The 16,934-nt window shown below is 73.9% G+C and carries 18 protein-coding genes; 8 read left to right on the top strand and 10 right to left on the bottom strand.

Going from position 1 to position 16,934, the window contains the following annotated elements; all coding sequences use genetic code 11:
* From F6X68_RS19680 to F6X68_RS19660, 5 genes are all read right to left on the bottom strand, one after another.
* A partial coding sequence (locus F6X68_RS19680) for a condensation domain-containing protein (RefSeq protein ID WP_151455672.1) occupies positions 1-1,665 on the bottom strand: 1,665 nt, incomplete at its 3' end.
* A 2-nt stretch (positions 1,666-1,667) separates the two neighbouring features.
* The gene (locus F6X68_RS19675) at positions 1,668-3,458 is read right to left on the bottom strand and encodes a non-ribosomal peptide synthetase (protein WP_151455671.1); all 1,791 of its coding nucleotides are present in this window, start codon (positions 3,456-3,458) and stop codon (positions 1,668-1,670) included.
* A gap of 4 nt (positions 3,459-3,462) precedes the next feature.
* On the bottom strand, positions 3,463-4,284 hold the full coding sequence (locus tag F6X68_RS19670; protein ID WP_151455670.1) for a hypothetical protein: 822 nt from the start codon (positions 4,282-4,284) through the stop codon (positions 3,463-3,465).
* Between the two features lie 77 nt (positions 4,285-4,361).
* Entirely contained in the window at positions 4,362-5,111 is a 750-nt protein-coding gene (locus F6X68_RS19665) for an ABC transporter permease (protein WP_151455669.1), read from the bottom strand.
* Positions 5,111-6,055: an ABC transporter ATP-binding protein gene (locus F6X68_RS19660; RefSeq protein WP_151455668.1), complete on the bottom strand. Its 945-nt coding sequence runs from the start codon at positions 6,053-6,055 to the stop codon at positions 5,111-5,113. The genes F6X68_RS19665 and F6X68_RS19660 overlap by 1 nt, the downstream gene beginning before the upstream one ends.
* A 230-nt stretch (positions 6,056-6,285) precedes the next feature.
* On the opposite strand from F6X68_RS19660, the gene F6X68_RS19655 reads away from it, so the two are divergent.
* The 6 genes from F6X68_RS19655 to F6X68_RS19630 all read left to right on the top strand — a co-directional run bounded on the left by F6X68_RS19655 (position 6,286) and on the right by F6X68_RS19630 (position 11,665).
* Entirely contained in the window at positions 6,286-6,516 is a 231-nt protein-coding gene (locus F6X68_RS19655; RefSeq protein ID WP_151455667.1) for a hypothetical protein, read from the top strand.
* Position 6,517: 1 nt separating this feature from the next.
* Positions 6,518-7,990: an amidase gene (locus tag F6X68_RS19650; protein ID WP_151455666.1), complete on the top strand. Its 1,473-nt coding sequence runs from the start codon at positions 6,518-6,520 to the stop codon at positions 7,988-7,990.
* A gap of 120 nt (positions 7,991-8,110) precedes the next feature.
* Positions 8,111-9,043: an ABC transporter ATP-binding protein gene (locus F6X68_RS19645; protein ID WP_151455665.1), complete on the top strand. Its 933-nt coding sequence runs from the start codon at positions 8,111-8,113 to the stop codon at positions 9,041-9,043.
* 8 nt (positions 9,044-9,051) lie between these two features.
* Positions 9,052-9,876 (top strand): ABC transporter permease, encoded by an 825-nt coding sequence (locus tag F6X68_RS19640; RefSeq protein WP_151455664.1) that lies wholly within the window; start codon positions 9,052-9,054, stop codon positions 9,874-9,876.
* 38 nt (positions 9,877-9,914) lie between these two features.
* Positions 9,915-11,063, top strand: coding sequence for a sensor histidine kinase (locus tag F6X68_RS19635; protein ID WP_132240859.1), 1,149 nt, complete (start codon positions 9,915-9,917; stop codon positions 11,061-11,063).
* On the top strand, positions 11,060-11,665 hold the full coding sequence (locus F6X68_RS19630) for a DNA-binding response regulator (RefSeq protein ID WP_101411373.1): 606 nt from the start codon (positions 11,060-11,062) through the stop codon (positions 11,663-11,665). The genes F6X68_RS19635 and F6X68_RS19630 overlap by 4 nt, the downstream gene beginning before the upstream one ends.
* 9 nt (positions 11,666-11,674) lie before the next feature.
* Here F6X68_RS19630 and F6X68_RS19625 read toward each other — a convergent pair whose 3' ends face one another.
* On the bottom strand, positions 11,675-12,643 hold the full coding sequence (locus F6X68_RS19625; RefSeq protein WP_151455663.1) for a peptidoglycan DD-metalloendopeptidase family protein: 969 nt from the start codon (positions 12,641-12,643) through the stop codon (positions 11,675-11,677).
* 205 nt (positions 12,644-12,848) lie between these two features.
* Between F6X68_RS19625 and F6X68_RS19620 the strand changes: the two genes are divergently transcribed.
* On the top strand, positions 12,849-13,574 hold the full coding sequence (locus F6X68_RS19620; RefSeq protein WP_151455662.1) for a Clp protease N-terminal domain-containing protein: 726 nt from the start codon (positions 12,849-12,851) through the stop codon (positions 13,572-13,574).
* Between the two features lie 6 nt (positions 13,575-13,580).
* On the opposite strand, the gene F6X68_RS19615 is transcribed toward F6X68_RS19620, so the two are convergent.
* Together F6X68_RS19615 and F6X68_RS19610 are read right to left on the bottom strand one after the other, a co-directional pair.
* Complete coding sequence (locus tag F6X68_RS19615) at positions 13,581-14,099, bottom strand: hypothetical protein (protein WP_132240844.1); 519 nt, start codon at positions 14,097-14,099, stop codon at positions 13,581-13,583.
* Positions 14,100-14,224: 125 nt separating this feature from the next.
* Positions 14,225-14,416, bottom strand: coding sequence for a DNA repair protein (locus F6X68_RS19610; protein WP_151455661.1), 192 nt, complete (start codon positions 14,414-14,416; stop codon positions 14,225-14,227).
* 337 nt (positions 14,417-14,753) lie between these two features.
* Between F6X68_RS19610 and F6X68_RS19605 the strand changes: the two genes are divergently transcribed.
* Positions 14,754-15,437: a GNAT family N-acetyltransferase gene (locus F6X68_RS19605; RefSeq protein ID WP_151455673.1), complete on the top strand. Its 684-nt coding sequence runs from the start codon at positions 14,754-14,756 to the stop codon at positions 15,435-15,437.
* A gap of 204 nt (positions 15,438-15,641) precedes the next feature.
* Here the strand turns inward: F6X68_RS19605 and F6X68_RS19600 are convergent, their stop codons facing one another.
* Together F6X68_RS19600 and F6X68_RS19595 are read right to left on the bottom strand one after the other, a co-directional pair.
* On the bottom strand, positions 15,642-16,340 hold the full coding sequence (locus tag F6X68_RS19600; RefSeq protein WP_132240842.1) for a TetR/AcrR family transcriptional regulator: 699 nt from the start codon (positions 16,338-16,340) through the stop codon (positions 15,642-15,644).
* Positions 16,303-16,794, bottom strand: coding sequence for a thiol-disulfide oxidoreductase DCC family protein (locus F6X68_RS19595; RefSeq protein ID WP_151455660.1), 492 nt, complete (start codon positions 16,792-16,794; stop codon positions 16,303-16,305). The genes F6X68_RS19600 and F6X68_RS19595 overlap by 38 nt, the downstream gene beginning before the upstream one ends.
* Between the last annotated feature and the right edge of the window lie 140 nt (positions 16,795-16,934).

Raw genomic sequence — 16,934 nt, 5'->3', positions numbered from 1 at the left:
GGCGGGGATGCGTACCGCGCCGGGCACGGGGAGGCCCTCGGCCGCCAGCACCGGGGCGGCACCCGAGTCGGCCAGCCGCGCGGCGAGGTCGGGGATCGGCTGGGTCGGATCGAGCAGGACGCAGCGCCTGCCCGCCAGCCACACGCCGAGCCACGCGGCGGCCAGCTCCGCGCCGCGCGGCGCCAGCACCGCGACCGTGCTCCCGTCCGAGGCGGCGACCAGGTCCCGGGTGGCGAGCGCCGCCGACCACAGCCGGCCGTACGACACGTCGTCCGCCCCGTCCCGCACCGCGACGAGGTCCGGGCTCGCGGCGGCCGTCGCGTGCACGGCGTCCAGCACGGACGCCGTGGTGGCCGTCTCCGGCGCCGACGCCGGCAGGGCGAGGTCGTCCGCGCCCCGGCGGGACAGCTGCGCCACCGGCCGCTCCAGGTCGTCGCCCAGCCGCACGAGCAGCGCGTCGTACCGTTGCAGCAGCAGCCCGACGTCGGCGGCGTCGAAGGCGTCGACGCAGAACGCCGCGCGGACGGTGGTCGCGTCCTCGCCCGGCATGATGAAGAACTCCAGGTCGAAGCGGCTGTAGCCGTTCTCCACCATGACGTGGCGCAAGGGCATCCCGGTCAGGGTGGCGGAGGCGTCGACGGTGCCGGGCACGTAGTTGAACAGGTGCCGGAAGAACGAGCTGCGCCACGACGACGGCGCGTCGCCGAGCACGGCGGGGGAGACGTGCTCCAGCGGCACGTCGGCGTGGCTGATCGCCTCCAGGAAGGTGCTGCGCGTCTGCTTGACGACGGCGCGGAAGTCGGCGTCCGGGTCGACCCGCACCCGCAGCGGCACCAGGTTCGCGTGATAGCCGATGGCGTTCATGCTGCGCTGGTCGCGCACGTTCACCGGGGTGCCGATGACCACGTCGGAGCCCGCGCCGTGCTGGGCGAGCAGCACCGAGTACGCCGCGAGCAGCACGACAGCCTCGGAGGCGCGCAGTTCGCGCTGGAAGCGGCGCACCACGGCGCGGGCCGGCGCGGAGAGCTCGTGGTGGACGGTGCGGGCGCGCAGGGACGGCGCCCCGACGGGCGGCAGGGCGCACCACAGGCCCGCCTCGGCGGCCCGCAGCCCGTCGAGGTTCTTGCGCCAGTACGCGACGCTGCGCTCGTTCGGCGTGCGCTCCGCTAGCGCGGCCATCGGGGCGTCGTCGGGCCGGCCGCCCGCCGCGAGCGCCTCGTAGCCGGCGAGCAGTTCGCGGAGCAGGATCGTGGTCGACATGGCGTCGAAGTTCAGGTGGTGCACGACGACGCAGCACACGTCGGCGTCCGCTCCCGCGCGGATCCCCGCCCGCAGCAGGGGGCGGCCGTCGATCTCGAAGGGCTCGGCGGCGAACGCGGTCAGGTCGGCGTCCATCCCGTCGTCACCGGCCGGGATGTCCACCACGGGCACGTCGAGCTGGTCGGCGGCGAGCACCTCCCGGGTCAGCGTCGCGTCGTCGGAGCGGAACACGGTGCGCAGCACCTCGTGCCGGGCCAGCACCGCCCGCAGCGCCGCCGTGAACAGCCCGCGGTCGATCCGGCCGGCCACCTCGAAGGCGACCGCCACGTTGTTGACCCCGGTGTCCGGCACCAGCCGCTCGAGCAGCCACATGGCTGCTTCCTTCCTGCTGGCCGCGATGCTCATGCTCACTCGTCCCCTCGGTCGGTGTCGGCGCAGACCTCGGCGAGCCGCGCCACGGTCCGGTTTTCCAGCACGTCGCGCAGCGACAGGGTGAGCCCGCGCCGGCGTGCCTCGTTGACCAGTTGGGCGGCGCCGAGGCTGGTGCCGCCCCGGACGAAGAAGTCGTCGTCGACGCCGATCGAGGAGACGGCCGTGTAGGTGGCGAAGAGCTCGCAGAGCAACGCCTGCAACTCGTCGGCCGGCGCCCGCCCACCCGGGGTCGCCGCGACCTCCGGCGCCGGCAGGGCCGCCGTGTCGAGCTTGCGGTTGACGGTCAGCGGCAGCGCCGGGAGGCTCACCACGGCGCTCGGCACCATGTACTCCGGCAGCGTCTCGGCAAGGTCCTTGCGCACCTGCTGCGCGTCGATCCTCGCGCCCTCCCCGGGCACGACGTACGCGACGAGCTGCTTGACCTCCGGCGTGTCCGTACGGATCACCGCCGCCGCGTGCCGCACCTCCGGACGGCGCAGCAGTGCCGCCTCGATCTCGCCCAGCTCGATGCGGTAGCCGCGGATCTTGGCCTGGTTGTCGACCCGCCCGCAGAACTCGTACTCGCCGTCCTCGGTGGGCCGGACCCGGTCGCCGGAGCGGTACATGCGCGAGCCGGGCGGGCCGAACGGGTCGGGCAGGAACCGCTCGGCGGTCAGGCCCGGCCGGTGCAGGTAGCCCCGGGCCAGCTGGCCGCCCGCGATGTGCAGCTCGCCGATCTCGCCGGGCCGCACCGGGCGCAGCTCGTCGTCCAGCACGTGGTAGCGCACGTCGGGCATGGGCTGGCCGATGGGCAGCGGCCCCGGCGGCACCGGCTGGTCGGGCTCGATGACCACGGTGCTGCACCCGACGGTCGTCTCCGTCGGGCCGTACTCGTTGACCACCCGCGCGCCGGGGTGCCGGCGGCGCCAGGCGTCGACGGTCTCGCCGAGCAGCAGCTCGCCACCCGCCATCAGCTCCCCGGTCGGGGACGCCTGGGCCGGCAGCGCGGTGAGCAGCGGGATGTGCGACGGCGTCACCTTCACGAAGGTGGGCCGCTGCTGCCCGGCCGGTCCGGCGGCGGGCGTGCCCATCTCCTCCAGGGCGCCGATGTGCACGCAGCCGCCCGTCATCAGCGGCGCGTAGAACGCGGTGACCGTCAGGTCGAACGCGAACGAGGAGTGCAGCAGCGCCCGGCCGCGTACGCCCGGGTAGGAGCGCACGACGTGGCGCAGGTACGTGCCGAGCTGGCGATGCTCGATCAGCACGCCCTTCGGGCTGCCGGTGGAGCCGGAGGTGTAGATGACGTACGCGACGTTGGCGGGCCGCAGCGGGGCGAGCCGGTCGGCGTCGGTGACCTCGGTGTCCGGCTGCCCGGCGTACGCGTCCGGGTCGTCGAGCAGGACCCGCGGCAGGTCGGCCGCCGGCACCGCGTGCTGGTCGTCGCCGGTGGTCAGCAGCAGCATGGGCCGCGCGTCGGTGAGCATGTGCTCCAGCCGCTGCGGCGGGTAGCTGAGGTCCAGCGGCAGGTAGGCCGCCCCGGCCTTGAGGGTGGCGAGGGCGGCGACCACCAGGTGCGCCGAGCGGATCCCGATCGCCACGAGCCGCTCCGGGCCCGCGCCGAGCGACACCAGCCGGTGCGCGAGGCGGTTCGCCTCGGCGTCCAGCTCGGCGTACGTCCTGTGGTGCTCGCCCCACATGACGGCGATGGCGTCCGGGGTGCGCCGCACCTGTTCCGCGAACAGGTCGGTGAAGAGCGCGGGCTCGCCGCCCGCCGGGCCCGGTGCCACCGCGCTACCCCGCGATCCGCTGACCGGCGTCCGCACCGGTCATCAGGCCGGAGACCGTCGCGGCGACGTCGGGGTGACGCAGCATCTGGTCGTGGTCGACGGCGAGCGGGATGGTGCGCCCGAAGCCCTGCCCGCGCTGGGTCGAGTGCGCGGAGGTGATCGCCGTCGCCGTCGCCCACTGCGGGGCGGGGTCGATCTCCGTCGCCGCCCGCAGGTAGCCGACGAACGAGGCGAAGCTGCCGCCCAGTTCGGCCCGGACGTCGTCGTCCAGGCCGAGCCGGCGGCCCGCCACGTCGATCGCGTCGGAGAAGATCCCGGCGAGCGCGGGACCGATGAGGGTGAGGTCCTCGAGCCCGTGCTTCTCCTGCACCGCCTGGCCGTCGGCGTGGAACGCCGCGATCTCCTCGGGGGTGAGGATGGTCCGCAGCGCGTCCGCGGCGGCGTGGAAGTCCCGGTACAGCCCGACGATGTTCGGCAGCTCCGGGTCCAGCAGGACCAGCCTCGGCGCCTCGTCCTGCGACTCGGCCAGCCGGGACGCGAGGGGGGCGGCGAACACCGCGCCCACGCAGTAGCCGATCACGGTGTCGACGGTGCGTTCCCGCCGGCGTACGCCCTTCGCCCACCGCTCGACGTAGTCGGCGCCGGACATGGTGTCCTCGGCGCCGGAGGCGGGTGCCACGGTCTCCCAGATCTCGCCGGGCGCGCTCAACAGGGGCACCAGGTCGCGGAAGCACGCCTGGGTGCGGCCGGTGCTGGTGAAGTCGACGGTGAGCGTGAGGCCGCCCGGCCCGCCCTTGCGCAGTATCTGCCAGGAGTTCTTCTTCACGATGGGATCCCTCGTCGTAGCGGTGCGTACGTTCGTCGTTCAGGGGGTGCGGCCCGTGCGCTCCCGGTCGCGGGCGCTCAGACGCGGGCGCTGTCCTTCAGGTACCGCAGGATCACGGCGCCGCCGAGCACGACGGTCCAGCCCGCGAGCACCACGGCGGCGAGCCCGAGCCGGGCGGTGTCCTCGAACGGGCTGTGCCCGATTTCGGCCAGCCAGTGGCTCGGCATGATCGCGGACGCCGTCTGCATCCAGTCGGGGAACGCGACCGACGGGACCAGCGCGCCGCCGAGCACGCCGAGCAGCATGTGCGAGACGGAGGTGAGCACCTGCACGCTCTCGGCCGTGGCGACCTGGCCGATGAAGACGCCCAGCAGCGCGAACGGCAGCGTGCCGACCCACACCCCGAGCACCAGTTGGAGCCAGCCGCCCACCGGCAGCCGGACGCCCTCCAGCAGCGCGCCGGTGAGCGCCACCGCCGTGATCGCCGGTAGCGCCACCACCATCGCCGCGGTCAGCTTCGCCGCCAGGTAGGAGGTCGGGGACAGGGGGGTGATGCGCAGTTGGCGCTGCCATCCGGTGGACCGCTCGATCGCCACCCTGGTGCCGACGTTCAGCGCGACGAAGAGCGCCCCGAAGGCGGCGAGACTGCCGAGCAGGTGCTCACTGAAGTTGATGCCGGCGCCTCCGCCGGCCAGGTTGGCCTGCATCATGTCGAACAGGTTGGCCTGCATCAGGTAGAGCAGCGTCGGGAACAGGAACGCGACGATCCAGAACTTGCGGGCCCGGAGCACCCGCTTCACTTCGAGCTTGAGGAAGCCGGCGCTCATCAGGCGGCCCCGCCCTTCGTCGCGGTGAGGGCCAGGAACGCCTGTTCCAGGCCGAGGGCGCCGATCTCGACGTCGTACGCCTGGGGGAAGCGCGCGAACAACTCGCGGGCGGTGGCGTCGGAGTCGGAACTGACGATCTCGACGCGCTGGCCACGGGCCTCGGCGGTCATCACGCCGGGCAGCAGGCGCAGCTGCTCGACCGTCGCGTCCGGGACGGTGGCCGACAGCGAGCGGCCCGCCACCACGGAGCGGATCTCCGTGACCGTGCCGTCGGCGATGATCTTCCCGGCCTGTACGAGCACCACCCGGTCGGCGAACTCCTCGGCCTCCTCCATGTAGTGGGAGGCGAACACCACGGTGCGTCCGGAGTCGGTGAACTCCCGCATGGCGGCCCAGAACACGTGGCGGGACTCGACGTCCATCGCCACCGTCGGCTCGTCCAGCACCAGCAGCTTCGGGTCGGACACGAGGGTCATGGCCAGCCGCAGCCGCTGGCGCTGACCGCCGGAGAGCCGGCTGCGGCGGTCGGCGACGTCGGTGAGGTCGGTGCGGCGCAGCACCTCGGCGATCGGCAGCGGGGCGGTGTGCAGCGACGCCACCATCGTGAGCAGCTCGCGGATCGACACGTCGTCGAGCAGGGCGCCGTCCTGGAGCGTCGCCCCGATGACGCCCCGGGTGATGGCCTCCCGGGGGGTGTGCCCGAAGACGCGGATCTCGCCACGGTCGGGGCGGGTGAGCCCCAGGATCATGTCGACGAGCGTGGACTTCCCCGCACCGTTGGGCCCGAGCAACGCGACCACCTCGCCGGGAGCGATCCGCAGGTCGATGCCGTTGACGGCGCGCACGTCGCCGTAGCTCTTGTGCACGTCCGCCACGTCGATCGCCTGTGGGTCCACCGCACCGGGCGTGGGTGTGGCCACGAGGTTCGCGATTGCGTTGCTCATTGATTTCCCCATTTAGATCGGTGCGGGTATGCGAATAGTATTTAGCAGCGCTAGGGAGCGGGGAGCCAGGAATTCCGGGGCCGCCGCCGCGAGAATTGGCGTCCGAGGCGCCTTATTCCGGGGTGGTGAGGGGTGACCGTAGGGGTTACCCCGCGATGGCCGTACCCGCCATCGTCGGACCTGTCGTGGTCCTGGGCTGCGCATTCCGTGGCCCGTGCGGGGAGGTGTTCGTGACACGTCAGAGGCGGAACGGTGACGGTCATTCGTCGACCGTCGACGCGGGAACGGATGTCATGGGTCGTGACGACGCCACGGCCGAGTTGTTCGCCTTTCCACACACCGACTTCTTTCGGGAAACTGTGACGGGCACCGAACGGGAATTGGCCGGTAATCGGCCCGTCAATTCCGCCGCCCCGCGAACCGTCGCGACCGGCCGGCCCGATCACCAGGTGGTGAGCTGACATGGACCGCCTCGCCGCCGCAGCCGAGCGGGCCGACCGGCTCGGGCCGATGCTCGGCACCTTCCTGCACCGCTTCCCTGTCGACGACCCCGGCACGGACGGGCCGCTGCGCGGCACGCTGATCGGCGTCAAGGACGTCGTCGCCGTCGCCGGCGCGCCGAGCACCTGCCAGAGCGTCGTGCACGACGCGGGCTGGTGGGCCGACCGCGACGCGACCGTGGTGGCACGGCTGCGCGCGGCGGGCGCGGTGATCGTGGGCAAGACCACGATGGCGGAGCACGCGCTGTCCCGGCCGGACCCGGACGCGTCCTTCCCGGTGCCGCGCAACCCGTGGGACCCCCACCGGTGGACCGGCGGGTCGAGCTGCGGCAGCGCCAACGGCATCCCCGCCGGGTTCTTCGACGCGGGTGTCGGCACCGACAGCAACGGCAGCATCCGGATCCCGGCCGCGCTGTGCGGCGTGACCGGGCTGAAGCCGACGCAGGGCCTCCTGCCGGCGGCGGGTGTCCGCCCGCTGGCGCGGTCGGTCGAGACGGCGGGTCCGCTGGCCCGTACGGCCCGGGAGTGCGCGCGGCTGCTCGCCGTGATGGCGGACCGGCCCGCGGAGCTGTCCCGGCCGGCGCTCGCCGACCTCGCGGGCGTCCGTGTCGGCGTCCCGGGGGACCTCGTGCGGTACGCCGCCGCGCTGACCGACGACACCGCCGCCGCCTTCGACGCCGCGCTCGACGAGCTGCGGGCCGCCGGGGCGGAGGTCGTCGACGTGCCCCTCGACGAGGCGTTCCCGCTCTTCGCCGCGCAGCTCGTGACGATGCTGGTGGAGGCGTTCGAGGTGCACGGGGCGCAGTTCCGGGCGCGCTGGAACGACTACGGCCGGCCGTTCCGGTGGAACGTCGCGCTCGGCGGCGTGCTCCCGGCGGAGACGTACCTGCGGGCCCAGCGGGTGCGTGGGTGGGGCGCCGAGGCCCTGCGGGCGCGGTTGCGGGACGTCGACGTCATCGCCACGCCCGCCTGGCCGTCCGCCGCCCCCCGCTACGACGACCAGGCCAGCCTCCAGACGATCTCCTTCCTGCCCAGCATCTGGAGCGCGGTCGGCTTCCCCGCGCTGGCGCTGCCGATGGGGGCCGACGGCGACGGGTTGCCGCTGTCGCTGCAACTGGCCGCCGCCCCCGGCCGCGACTTCGAGCTGGCCGCCGTCGCCGACGTCTACCAGCGGCGTACGGGCTGGCACGAGCGCGAGCCGAAGCTGGGGGTCGTGACGGACCTCGCGGCGGTCTGCGCCCCGGAGGCGCCCGCCGACGGGGTCGACCCCGTCCGGCGGGAGCGGCTGGCCCAGGCGTTCGGCGAGCTGGGCGTCCCGCTGGGGGAGGGGGACCTCGACCAGGTGACCATGACGTGGTCGAAGGTCCAGGCTCTCGCGGGGGTACTGCCGGAACTCCCGGTGGACGTGCCGCCGTTCGTCGCCACCACCGGGTGAGCCGCCGGGGGCGGGCGTCGCGCACGTGGCGGACGCACGGGTGAGGCATGCGTACGACACGGTCGGAACGTGACGCGGCGGGGGTTGGTTCTGTCGCCGGTCGACGGCAGCCTGTGAAGCATGGATGACGTCGTGATCGAAGTGGACGGGCTGCGGCGCAGCTACGGGGAGTTCGAGGCGGTGCGGGGGATCTCGCTGCGGATCCAACGAGGCGAGCTGTTCGCCCTGCTGGGCACCAACGGTGCCGGCAAGACCACCACCATCGAGGTCCTGGAGGGACTGCAACCGGCCACCTCCGGCCGGGTCCGGGTGCTCGGGCTGGATCCGGTGCGGGAGCGGGCCGCGCTGCGTCCCCGGACGGGGGTGATGCTCCAGCACGGCGGGTTCACCGGTGCGCTGACCGTCCGGGAGACGGTGGAGATCTGGCGCTCCCTCACCGTCCGGCCGCAGACCACCGCGGAGGTGCTGGACCTGGTCGACCTCGGCGACCGGATGAACGTGGCGGTCGAGCAGCTCTCCGGCGGCGAGGGCCGGCGGCTGGAGCTGGCGCTGGCCGTGCTCGGCCGCCCGGAGGTGCTCTTCCTCGACGAGCCGACCACGGGCATGGACCCGGCCTCCCGGCGCCGCACCTGGGACGTCGTCCGCGAGCTCCAGAAGGGCGGGACCACCGTCCTGCTCACCACGCACTACCTGGAGGAGGCCGAGGTCCTCGCCGACCGGGTGGCCATCATGCGGGGCGGGAGCATCGTCGCCACGGGCGCCCCGGAGGACGTCGTACGCACCCTGCCCGCCCGGATCAGCTTCCGGCTGCCGGCGACGGACGCCCTTCCCGACCTGCCGCACGCCGCCCGCATGGTCGAGGGCGACCGGGTCACGTACGAGTCCCGCCAACTCCAGAGCGACCTCACCCGGCTGCTCGAATGGGCCAACGCGGGCGACATCCGACTGGCTTCCCTGTCGGCCCGACCGGCCACCCTGGAGGATGTCTTCCTGGACATCGCCGCCGACCACGACCAGACCGACCAGCACGCGGAACCGGAGGCCGCCCGATGAGCGGGACGATGACGACGCAGAGCCCCACCACCACCGCCACCCCGCGCGACCGGGCGACCAGGCCGCTCTGGCAGATGGCCGCGATGCTCAAGATGGAGCTGCTGGCGCTGCGTCGCAACTGGACGGCCACCGCCATGTCCGTGGTGACCCCGCTGATGATCGCCATCCTGCTCATCAGCGAGTACGGGGGCGAGGCGGTGCCCGGCGTCCGCCGGGTCGTCAGCATCACCACCCTGATCATGGTCTTCCTGGTGCACCACCACCTGACCACCGTGTACGCGTCGCGCCGCCAGGAGTTGGTGCTCAAGCGGCTGCGGGCGGGGCTCGCCTCGGACCGCACCATCCTGCTCGGCACGGCCAGCAGCACCGTGGCGATCTTCCTCGCCCAGTTCGTCGTGCTGGTCGGTTACGCCCTCCTGGTGCTGGGCCTGCCGATGCCGAAGAACCCGCTGGTCATGGCGCTGGCGTTGCTGATCGGGTCCGCGATCATGGCGGCCTTCTCGGCGGCGCTCTCCGCGATCACCCGCAGCTCCGAGGCGGCCATGCTGACCACCCTGCCGACCCTGGTGATCTTCCTGGCCACGCCGGGTGCGCTGCTGCCGCTCGGCGCGCTGCCGGAGTCGCTGGAACGGATCCTCTGGTTCCTGCCCATGGGGCCGTTCACCGAGATCATGCGCGTCGGCTGGCTCGCCCGCACCGACGAGGGCCAGGCCCTGAGCTTCGCCGGGACGCTGGTCGAGACGCTGCCCTCCTTCGGGGTGCTGCTGGTCTGGCTGGCGGTGTCGCTGTTCACGGCCGCCCGGTACTTCCGATGGGAGCCCCGGCACGGATGATCGAGGTCATCGCGCCACCTGGCATCGGGAGCGTGAGCATGGAGCGGGCGCAGGTCGAGCGTGACGTCGGCCTGCGCCGCGCCCGTGCCGTCACGTTGAGCACCGTCGGCAGCGGCGTCCTGGGCACGTTGCTGCTGGCCGCCGTCGGACTGTCGCGGGAGGAGGATCCCCGCTGGGCGGCGGCCGGGGCGGTGGGCGTCGTCCTGTTCGTCGCCGCGCAGAGCGGAGCGCTGTACGGGGCGATCACCCCGTGGCTGGCCGAGTCGACGCGGCGCCGCCTGCTCGCCGGGTTCGTCTGCGCCGCCGTGCTCTCCGTACCGCTGGTCGGGCCCGTGGGCGGGCCGGAGTGGGCGACCTGGGGATTCCTGGGGGCGTCGGTGATCGGCTCGGTGTCCCTGCTGCGGCAGTGGTGGGCCGCCGGCCCGGCGGTGCTGCTGTCCGTGGCGACGGCCGCCGGGGTGGCGGCCTGGAACGGGGCCCCGGTCCGCGGCCAGGTCACCATCGTGCTGGTAGCCGGCCTCTCCATGGCCGCGTGGAACGCCCTCCAGCTCTGGCTGTGGGGGCTGCTCGTCCAGGCGCAGCGGGGACGGGCCGCCCAGGGGCGGCTCGCGGCCACCGAGGAGCGGCTGCGCTTCGCCCGCGACGTGCACGACCTGCTCGGGCACAGCCTCTCGGTCATCGCGCTCAAGGCCGAGCTGGCGTCCCGGCTGGCGGCGACGGACGCCGGGCGCGCCAGCCGGGAGGCCGCCGAGGTGCAGCGGCTGGCCGCGTCGGCGCTGGTCGAGCTGCGCGAGGTGGTGCACGGGTACCGTGCGGTGGACCTCGGGGACCAGATCGCCGCGGTCGAGCAGGTGCTGCGTTCCTCCGGCATCCGCTGCGCGGTCGCGCTGCCGCCGGACGACGTACCGTCGGAGATCGCCCGGCAGCTTGTCGCGGTGCTGCGGGAGGCCAGCACCAACGTGTTGCGGCACAGCCGGGCCACCTGGTGCACCATCGAGATCAGCCAGGACGAGGACGAGGTACGGATGACAATGACGAACGACGGCGCCGAGGGGGCGTCGCCGGACCGGCACAGCTTCGGGCTGCGCGGGCTGGCCGAGCGGCTGGCCGAGGCCGGGGGGACCCTGCGCCACCGGATCGACGACGGGGTGTTCCGCCTCGACGTGACGGTACGGACCCGCCCGTGATCAGGGTGCTGCTCGCCGACGACGAGGACCTGATCCGCGCGGCGCTGGCCGCCCTGCTCGGTCTGGAGTCCGACCTGGAGGTGGTGACCGAGGCGCCGGACGGGCGGGCCGCCGTGACCGCCGCGCTCGCCCACCGGCCGGACGTCGCCGTGGTGGACCTCCAGATGCCGGCCCTGGACGGGCTGGAGGTGACGGCGGAGCTGGCGCGCGTCCTGCCCGCCTGCAAGGTGGTGATCCTGACCGGGCACGGCCGGCCGCCGCACCTGCAACGCGCGCTGGCGGCCGGGGCCAAGGGGTTCCTGCCCAAGGGCGCGCCGGGCGGGACGCTCGCCGACGTCATCCGCCGCGTGCATGCCGGCGGCCGGTACGTCGATCCGGCGCTGGCCGCCGACGCGCTCACCGCGCCCGAGTGCCCGCTCACGCCGCGCGAGCTGGACGTGCTGCGGCTGGCCGAGTACGACACGCCGGTGGCGGAGGTGGCCCGGCGTACCCACCTGTCGGCGGGCACGGTCCGCAACCACCTCTCCGCGGCGGTCAGCAAGCTCGGGGTGGCCAACCGGGCGGAGGCGTTCCGCACCGCCCGGGACAACGGCTGGCTCTGACGGGCCCGCTCAGATGAGCACGCTCCAGGTCACCGGGCCGACGAGGCCGTCGACGACGAGGCCGTTGCGGCTCTGGAAGCTGCGTACCGCGCTGGTGGTGACCGCACCGAAGCCGCCGTCGACGAGGAGGCTCGCCCCCCGGGCGTTGAGCGCGGTCTGGAGGCCGCGCACCAGGTCACCGGAGTTGCCCTCCCGCAGGGGCAGCACGAGCGCGGTCCAGGTGATCGGGCCGACCATGCCGTCGGCGTAGAGGCCCCGGCCGCTCTGGAACGACCTGACCGAAGCGGCGCAGCCCGGCCCGTAGACCCCGTCCACCACGACGGAGACGCCGCGCGCCCGCACCAGGTACTGGATCACCCGGGGCACCCAGCCCGAGGCGCCCTGGCCGACGCTCGGGTAGCCGGTGCTGCCCACCGGGGCCGTGGAGCCGAGGGTGATGCCCCGGTTGGCCAGGAAGACCCGGGGGTCCATCGAGGTCAGCCGGGGGTTGTGGATCTCGAAGTGCAGGTGCGGGCCGGTCGAGTTGCCGGTGGTGCCCATCAGGCCGACCAACTGGCCGCAGCTGACCTGCTGGCCGGCGCTGACCAGCACACGGTGCAGGTGGCCGTAGTAGGAGAAGTAGCCGTCGGCGTGGTTGATGTGGACGCTGTTGCCGGTGCGGCCGCCCAGCGGACCGCTCGCGGTGTCACCCGGGTACGAGTTGGTCTTGATGTCCCGGACGGTCCCGGCGGCCGTGGCGTAGACCGGGGTGCCCTGGCTGTTGGCCACGTCCCAGCCCAGGTGACCGGGCCGGCTGGGGCTCTTGTAGCCGGAGGTCAGCGTGCCGCGAGTCGGGTTGCTCCAGCCGGCGACGGCGGCCATCGCGGGGCTGGGCAGGCCGACGACCCCGATCCCCACGCCGACGCCGAGCGCCGTGAGGAGGGTGCGGCGTCGGGCCGGTAGGTGGCTCAGGCCGGCTGTCTCCGGTGCGTCACACATGTTGCCTCCGATGTTCGTCCCGAGGGGGCGGTTGGACGATGGAGACCGGATCGTAAATCTTCTATATCGTCGGGGGCAATGGTGAAACTTTCCTACGGCCCGTCACGCACCGTGATTCGACGGGGTCGCGGGCCCGGGGTGCGCCACGGACGATTGCCGTCAACTTCAGGTTGACGGTCGACCGTCGTCAACCTATGGTTGACGCATGACGGAACCAGTGCAGATGAACAACCCGGTACGCCTGGACGACCTGATCCAGGCGATCAAGAAGGCGCACACCGATGCGCTCGACCAGCTCACCGACGCGGTCATCGCGGCCGACCACCTCGGCGACGTCGCCGACCACCTGATCGGCCACTTCGTCGACCAGGCCCGCCGCTCGGGCGCGTCCTGGACCGACATCGGCCGCAGCATGGGCGTCAGCAAGCAGGCGGCACAGAAGCGCTTCGTGCCGAAGGCGGACGAGACGCCGCTGGACCCGCAGCAGGGCTTCGCCCGGTTCACCCCCCGGGCCCGCAACGTGGTGATGGCCGCGCAGAACGAGGCCCGCGCCACCGGCCACGCCGAGACCCGCCCCGAGCACCTGGTGCTGGGGCTGCTCAGCGAGCCGGAGGCGCTGGCCGCGAAGGCGATCGTCGCCCAGGGAGTGTCGCTGGAGCGGGTGCGCGAGGCCGCGACGGCCGCGCTGCCGCCCTCGTCCGGCGAGGTGCCCGACCTGATCCCGTACGACGCCCAGGGCAAGAAGGCGCTGGAGCTGACCTTCCGGGAGGCCCTGCGGCTGGGGCACAACTACATCGGCACCGAGCACATCCTGCTCGCGCTCCTGGAGCACGAGAACGGTGCCGGCGCCCTCAGCGGGCTCGGCGTGACCAAGGCCGCGGTCGAGGCCTCGGTGGCGGCGGCGTTGCGGGCCGTCCAGGAGCAGGGCTGACCCGGCTCAGGGCGCGGCGGGGAAGCCGTAGCGGGCGGCGTGCTCGGGATCCGTCGGGTCGACCTGACGGATCCCGGCGTCGGCGAGCCGCTTGTTGACCTCGTCGAGCCGCTCGCGCACCAACCGGGCCTCCTCCTCGGTGACCCGGCCCCGGTGCGGCCGGCCGGCGTGCTCGATCGTGCCGTAGTCGACCCGTTCCGCGCCCTTGCGGGCCTTCGGCGGGCGGACCCGCTCGGCCGTCTTCAACAGCTGCGCCATCGGCACGTCGGTCGCCATCGCGTCGAACTCGCTCGCGGTGAGCACCACCCGGCGCGGCTCGCCGTCGCCGTGCCGGTCGTGGATCTCGACCACCGCGACGTCCAGCGCGGCGTCGTCGATGCCCTCCACCTCGACCGGGGTGGCGTCCAGCCGCACGGGCCCCGCGACCAGGTCAGGGTGCTCCAGGACGACGACGCGGACCACCTCGTCGTCGGGCTGGATGACCGTGCCGCTGAAGTCGGAGACGTGGATCGTCTTCTTGCCCATGCGCGGAGCTTCTCCTGTCGTAGGCCGGGATGCCGGACCAGAAGAAATTACCCGACAGGTGTGCGAAAGCCGCCGGTGGACCGTCCGGGTGTGTCGCGCAGCCACCCCCCCGCCACGCGGGACGGTCAGCGGGTGTTCAGGCCGCCGCGCGAGGCGGCGCCGGCCGGCTGCTTGTCCACCTCGCTCCACGGCAGCGCCTCGGCCCCGGCGCGGTGACCCCGGTACGCCGACTGGGCCGGGAACCGCCCGGTGGCCTCGGTGGCCCGCCAGAGTCGCTCGGGGGCCTGGTGGTACCGGTCGTTCGGCTGATTCGGCATGACCATACCGTCCCAAACAAAGTTGTCCATGTATGAAAATGAATATGACGGACGGTCGATGCGTCTGGTTCCCGTGATCGGCCGCCGTCCCACGAACCCGCGGTCATCGACGTACCTGTACGTCTACCCGCCCGCCGCGCCGCCCAACCCTCGACGCCGGCCCGCGTGCCACGGCGCCGGGCCCGCCGGGTCACGGGACGCCGGGTGGGCCCGCCCCGTGACGGGTTCCGTGACGTGGTGCCGCCGTGCCCGCGTACGGTGATCGTCGGCGAGGCGGGCCGGGTGTCGGCGGCCCGGACGCCGAATGACCACGACGGCCGCGGGGAGGTGGGCGGCGATGCTCGACCGGCGGCTGCACCTGCACCTGGCGAGCTGGCTCGGCCAGTGGCCGGCGGGGCCCGGGCTGCACGTGGTCGGCTCGCACCGGCGGGCCCGACCGGCCTGGGACGGCCGGCTCCGGCCCGCCGTCGCGGTGACCGCCGGCGCGAGCACCGTGCTCTCCGTGGCTCCCGACCGGGTCGCGGCGGTCCGCGAGCTGGCCCGGCTGCCGGGCGGGCCGCCGCTTCCGGCGCTGCCCGCCGCGGTCGGACGACCCGGCTGGGCGGTGCACGACGACGTGTTCCGGTGGAGCGTGGCGCCGGCCCCGCTGCCGGACGTGGGGGAGTGGACACCTCCGGGCGCCGCCGGGCTGCCGTCCTGGCTGCGCCTGTTCGACCGGCCGGTGCTGGTGGTGCGCGACGCCCGGGGGCGCTATCTGGCCGGGGTCGGGATCAAGCGGCACGACGCGTACGGCCACGAACTCGCCGTCGGCACCGTGCCGGCGGCCCGGGGGCGGGGGCTGGCCCGGCGGCTGGTCGCCCAGGCGGCGCGCCGGGTGCTCGACGAGGGGGCCGTCCCGACGTACCTGCACGACCCCGCCAACACCGCCTCCGCCCGGGTGGCGACCGCCGCCGGCTTCCCCGACCGGGGCTGGCGCTCGTTCGTCGTCTACCCGCCCCGAGCGCGCCCGGACCCACTCTGACCGCGTGCCCCCTCACGGCGGGGCGCGGACCGTGGATCCCGGGCCGGATCCACGGTCCGCAGTCTCCCCCAGGGTCCCGCAGGTGACGTGCGCACCGATCACGCTACGTAACTGTGGGGGTGAAGGCAAGATGCCGTAGGTGCGATCCGGGTGTCGAATAGCGGACTTGACCTGCGGCTACTCGGGGGATGGCGTCGTAAGGGGTCAGTGACGCAGCGTACGAATGAGGTCGAGCACCTGCCGGGTCACCGGGCGCAGCACGCGCAACCGGGACAGCCCCACCAGCCGGTCGACCAACGGCACCGCACCGTCGATGAGCTGCCGGGTGCGGGTCTGGCCGGGCGAGCGGTCGTAGACCCAGTAGAGCACCACCCCCATGTACCCCAACCAGAGCAGCTCCGGCAGGTGCGGGCGCAACTCCGGGTCGACCCGGGCGGTGGAGCCCTCCAGAGCCTCGGCGAAGAGACCGATCGCCGCCTCGCGCGGGCCCGACGACTCCGCCGAGAAGGGGCTCAGCGGGGAGGTCGGCTCCGCCGCCGTCTTGAAGAAGCTGGCGGCGAAGGAGTGCGACGGGGTGAGCACGTCGATCCCGGCGTGCATCACCCCCGCCAGCCGGGCGGCGAGGTCGGGTTCCCGGGCGAGCACCGGCCCGGCCGCCGCCCGGTGCTCCACCTGGGAACGGGCGTAGAACTCCTGGATCAGGTGTTCCTTGGAGCCGAAGTAGTAGTAGGCGTTGCCCACCGCCACCCCGGCCTCCTGGGCGATGGCGCGCATGGTGGTCCGGGCGTACCCGCGCTCGCGGAACAGCCGCATCGCGGTGTCCAGGATGAGCTGCCGGGTCTGCTCGCCGCGCGCGGTCGCCGGCTCACCCGCAGCGGTCGTCGGCGCAGTCTGCTCGGTCATCGGGGTCACCGTATCCCGCCAGGTCGTCGCCCGGCTCCGCCCACGGGTCGCGAACGCGTTCGCGGACCGAGGCGGCGGCGGCGACCACCCGCCGGGCCAGGGGGAGCAGGTGCGGTCGGGCCAGCCGCTCGGCGGCGCCCCGGTGGTCGGCCAGGGCCCAGAGGCAGGCGAACCAGGCGCCGTCCCCGGCGTACACCTCGCCGGTGTCCGCGACCACGGTCAGGTCGCGCAGCGTGGCGTCGTGGTCCAGGCCGGGGAAGCGCCGCCGGGCCTCGGCCGAGCCGGCGGGCACGAACTCCAGGGGTACGAGCTGGGCGCGGGACGCCAGCCAGCGCCGGGCGGACCGGCAGAGTGGGCAGTGCGCGTCGTAGAGGACGGTGAACCCCCGGACGCCACCGCCCCCGTGCGCGGTGGCGTCCGGGAGTCCGCCCGACCCGAGGGGCCTGACGGTCATCGGACGGGCGGGCTGCCGGCCGGCCCGCTCTCCGCCCCCGGGCCGGCGGGGTGCGGGCCGGTAGGGCGCGGGCCGGCGGGCTGAGCGCCGGCGGGGTGAGCACCGGCGGGGTGCGGGCCGGCAGGGTGAGCACCGGCGGG

The sequence above is a fragment of the Micromonospora sp. AMSO12t genome, assembly GCF_008806585.1.
GTDB classification, from domain to species: domain Bacteria; phylum Actinomycetota; class Actinomycetes; order Mycobacteriales; family Micromonosporaceae; genus Micromonospora; species Micromonospora reichwaldensis.
Note: the sequence above shows the minus strand (reverse complement) of the source record. Positions and strands in the feature narration are given on the sequence as shown.

What these genes read in the sequence shown, in the direction of transcription:
- F6X68_RS19615 (WP_132240844.1), bottom strand. Translation starts at nt 14,099, where the DNA reads ATGGGCAAGAAGACGATCCACGTCTCCGACTTCAGCGGCACGGTCATC.
- F6X68_RS19595 (WP_151455660.1), bottom strand. Translation starts at nt 16,794, where the DNA reads ATGACCGTCAGGCCCCTCGGGTCGGGCGGACTCCCGGACGCCACCGCG.
- F6X68_RS19605 (WP_151455673.1), top strand. Translation starts at nt 14,754, where the DNA reads ATGCTCGACCGGCGGCTGCACCTGCACCTGGCGAGCTGGCTCGGCCAG.
- F6X68_RS19650 (WP_151455666.1), top strand. Translation starts at nt 6,518, where the DNA reads ATGGACCGCCTCGCCGCCGCAGCCGAGCGGGCCGACCGGCTCGGGCCG.
- F6X68_RS19600 (WP_132240842.1), bottom strand. Translation starts at nt 16,340, where the DNA reads ATGACCGAGCAGACTGCGCCGACGACCGCTGCGGGTGAGCCGGCGACC.
- F6X68_RS19610 (WP_151455661.1), bottom strand. Translation starts at nt 14,416, where the DNA reads ATGCCGAATCAGCCGAACGACCGGTACCACCAGGCCCCCGAGCGACTC.
- F6X68_RS19625 (WP_151455663.1), bottom strand. Translation starts at nt 12,643, where the DNA reads ATGTGTGACGCACCGGAGACAGCCGGCCTGAGCCACCTACCGGCCCGA.
- F6X68_RS19645 (WP_151455665.1), top strand. Translation starts at nt 8,111, where the DNA reads ATGGATGACGTCGTGATCGAAGTGGACGGGCTGCGGCGCAGCTACGGG.
- F6X68_RS19665 (WP_151455669.1), bottom strand. Translation starts at nt 5,111, where the DNA reads ATGAGCGCCGGCTTCCTCAAGCTCGAAGTGAAGCGGGTGCTCCGGGCC.
- F6X68_RS19640 (WP_151455664.1), top strand. Translation starts at nt 9,052, where the DNA reads ATGACGACGCAGAGCCCCACCACCACCGCCACCCCGCGCGACCGGGCG.
- F6X68_RS19620 (WP_151455662.1), top strand. Translation starts at nt 12,849, where the DNA reads ATGACGGAACCAGTGCAGATGAACAACCCGGTACGCCTGGACGACCTG.
- F6X68_RS19635 (WP_132240859.1), top strand. Translation starts at nt 9,915, where the DNA reads ATGGAGCGGGCGCAGGTCGAGCGTGACGTCGGCCTGCGCCGCGCCCGT.
- F6X68_RS19660 (WP_151455668.1), bottom strand. Translation starts at nt 6,055, where the DNA reads ATGAGCAACGCAATCGCGAACCTCGTGGCCACACCCACGCCCGGTGCG.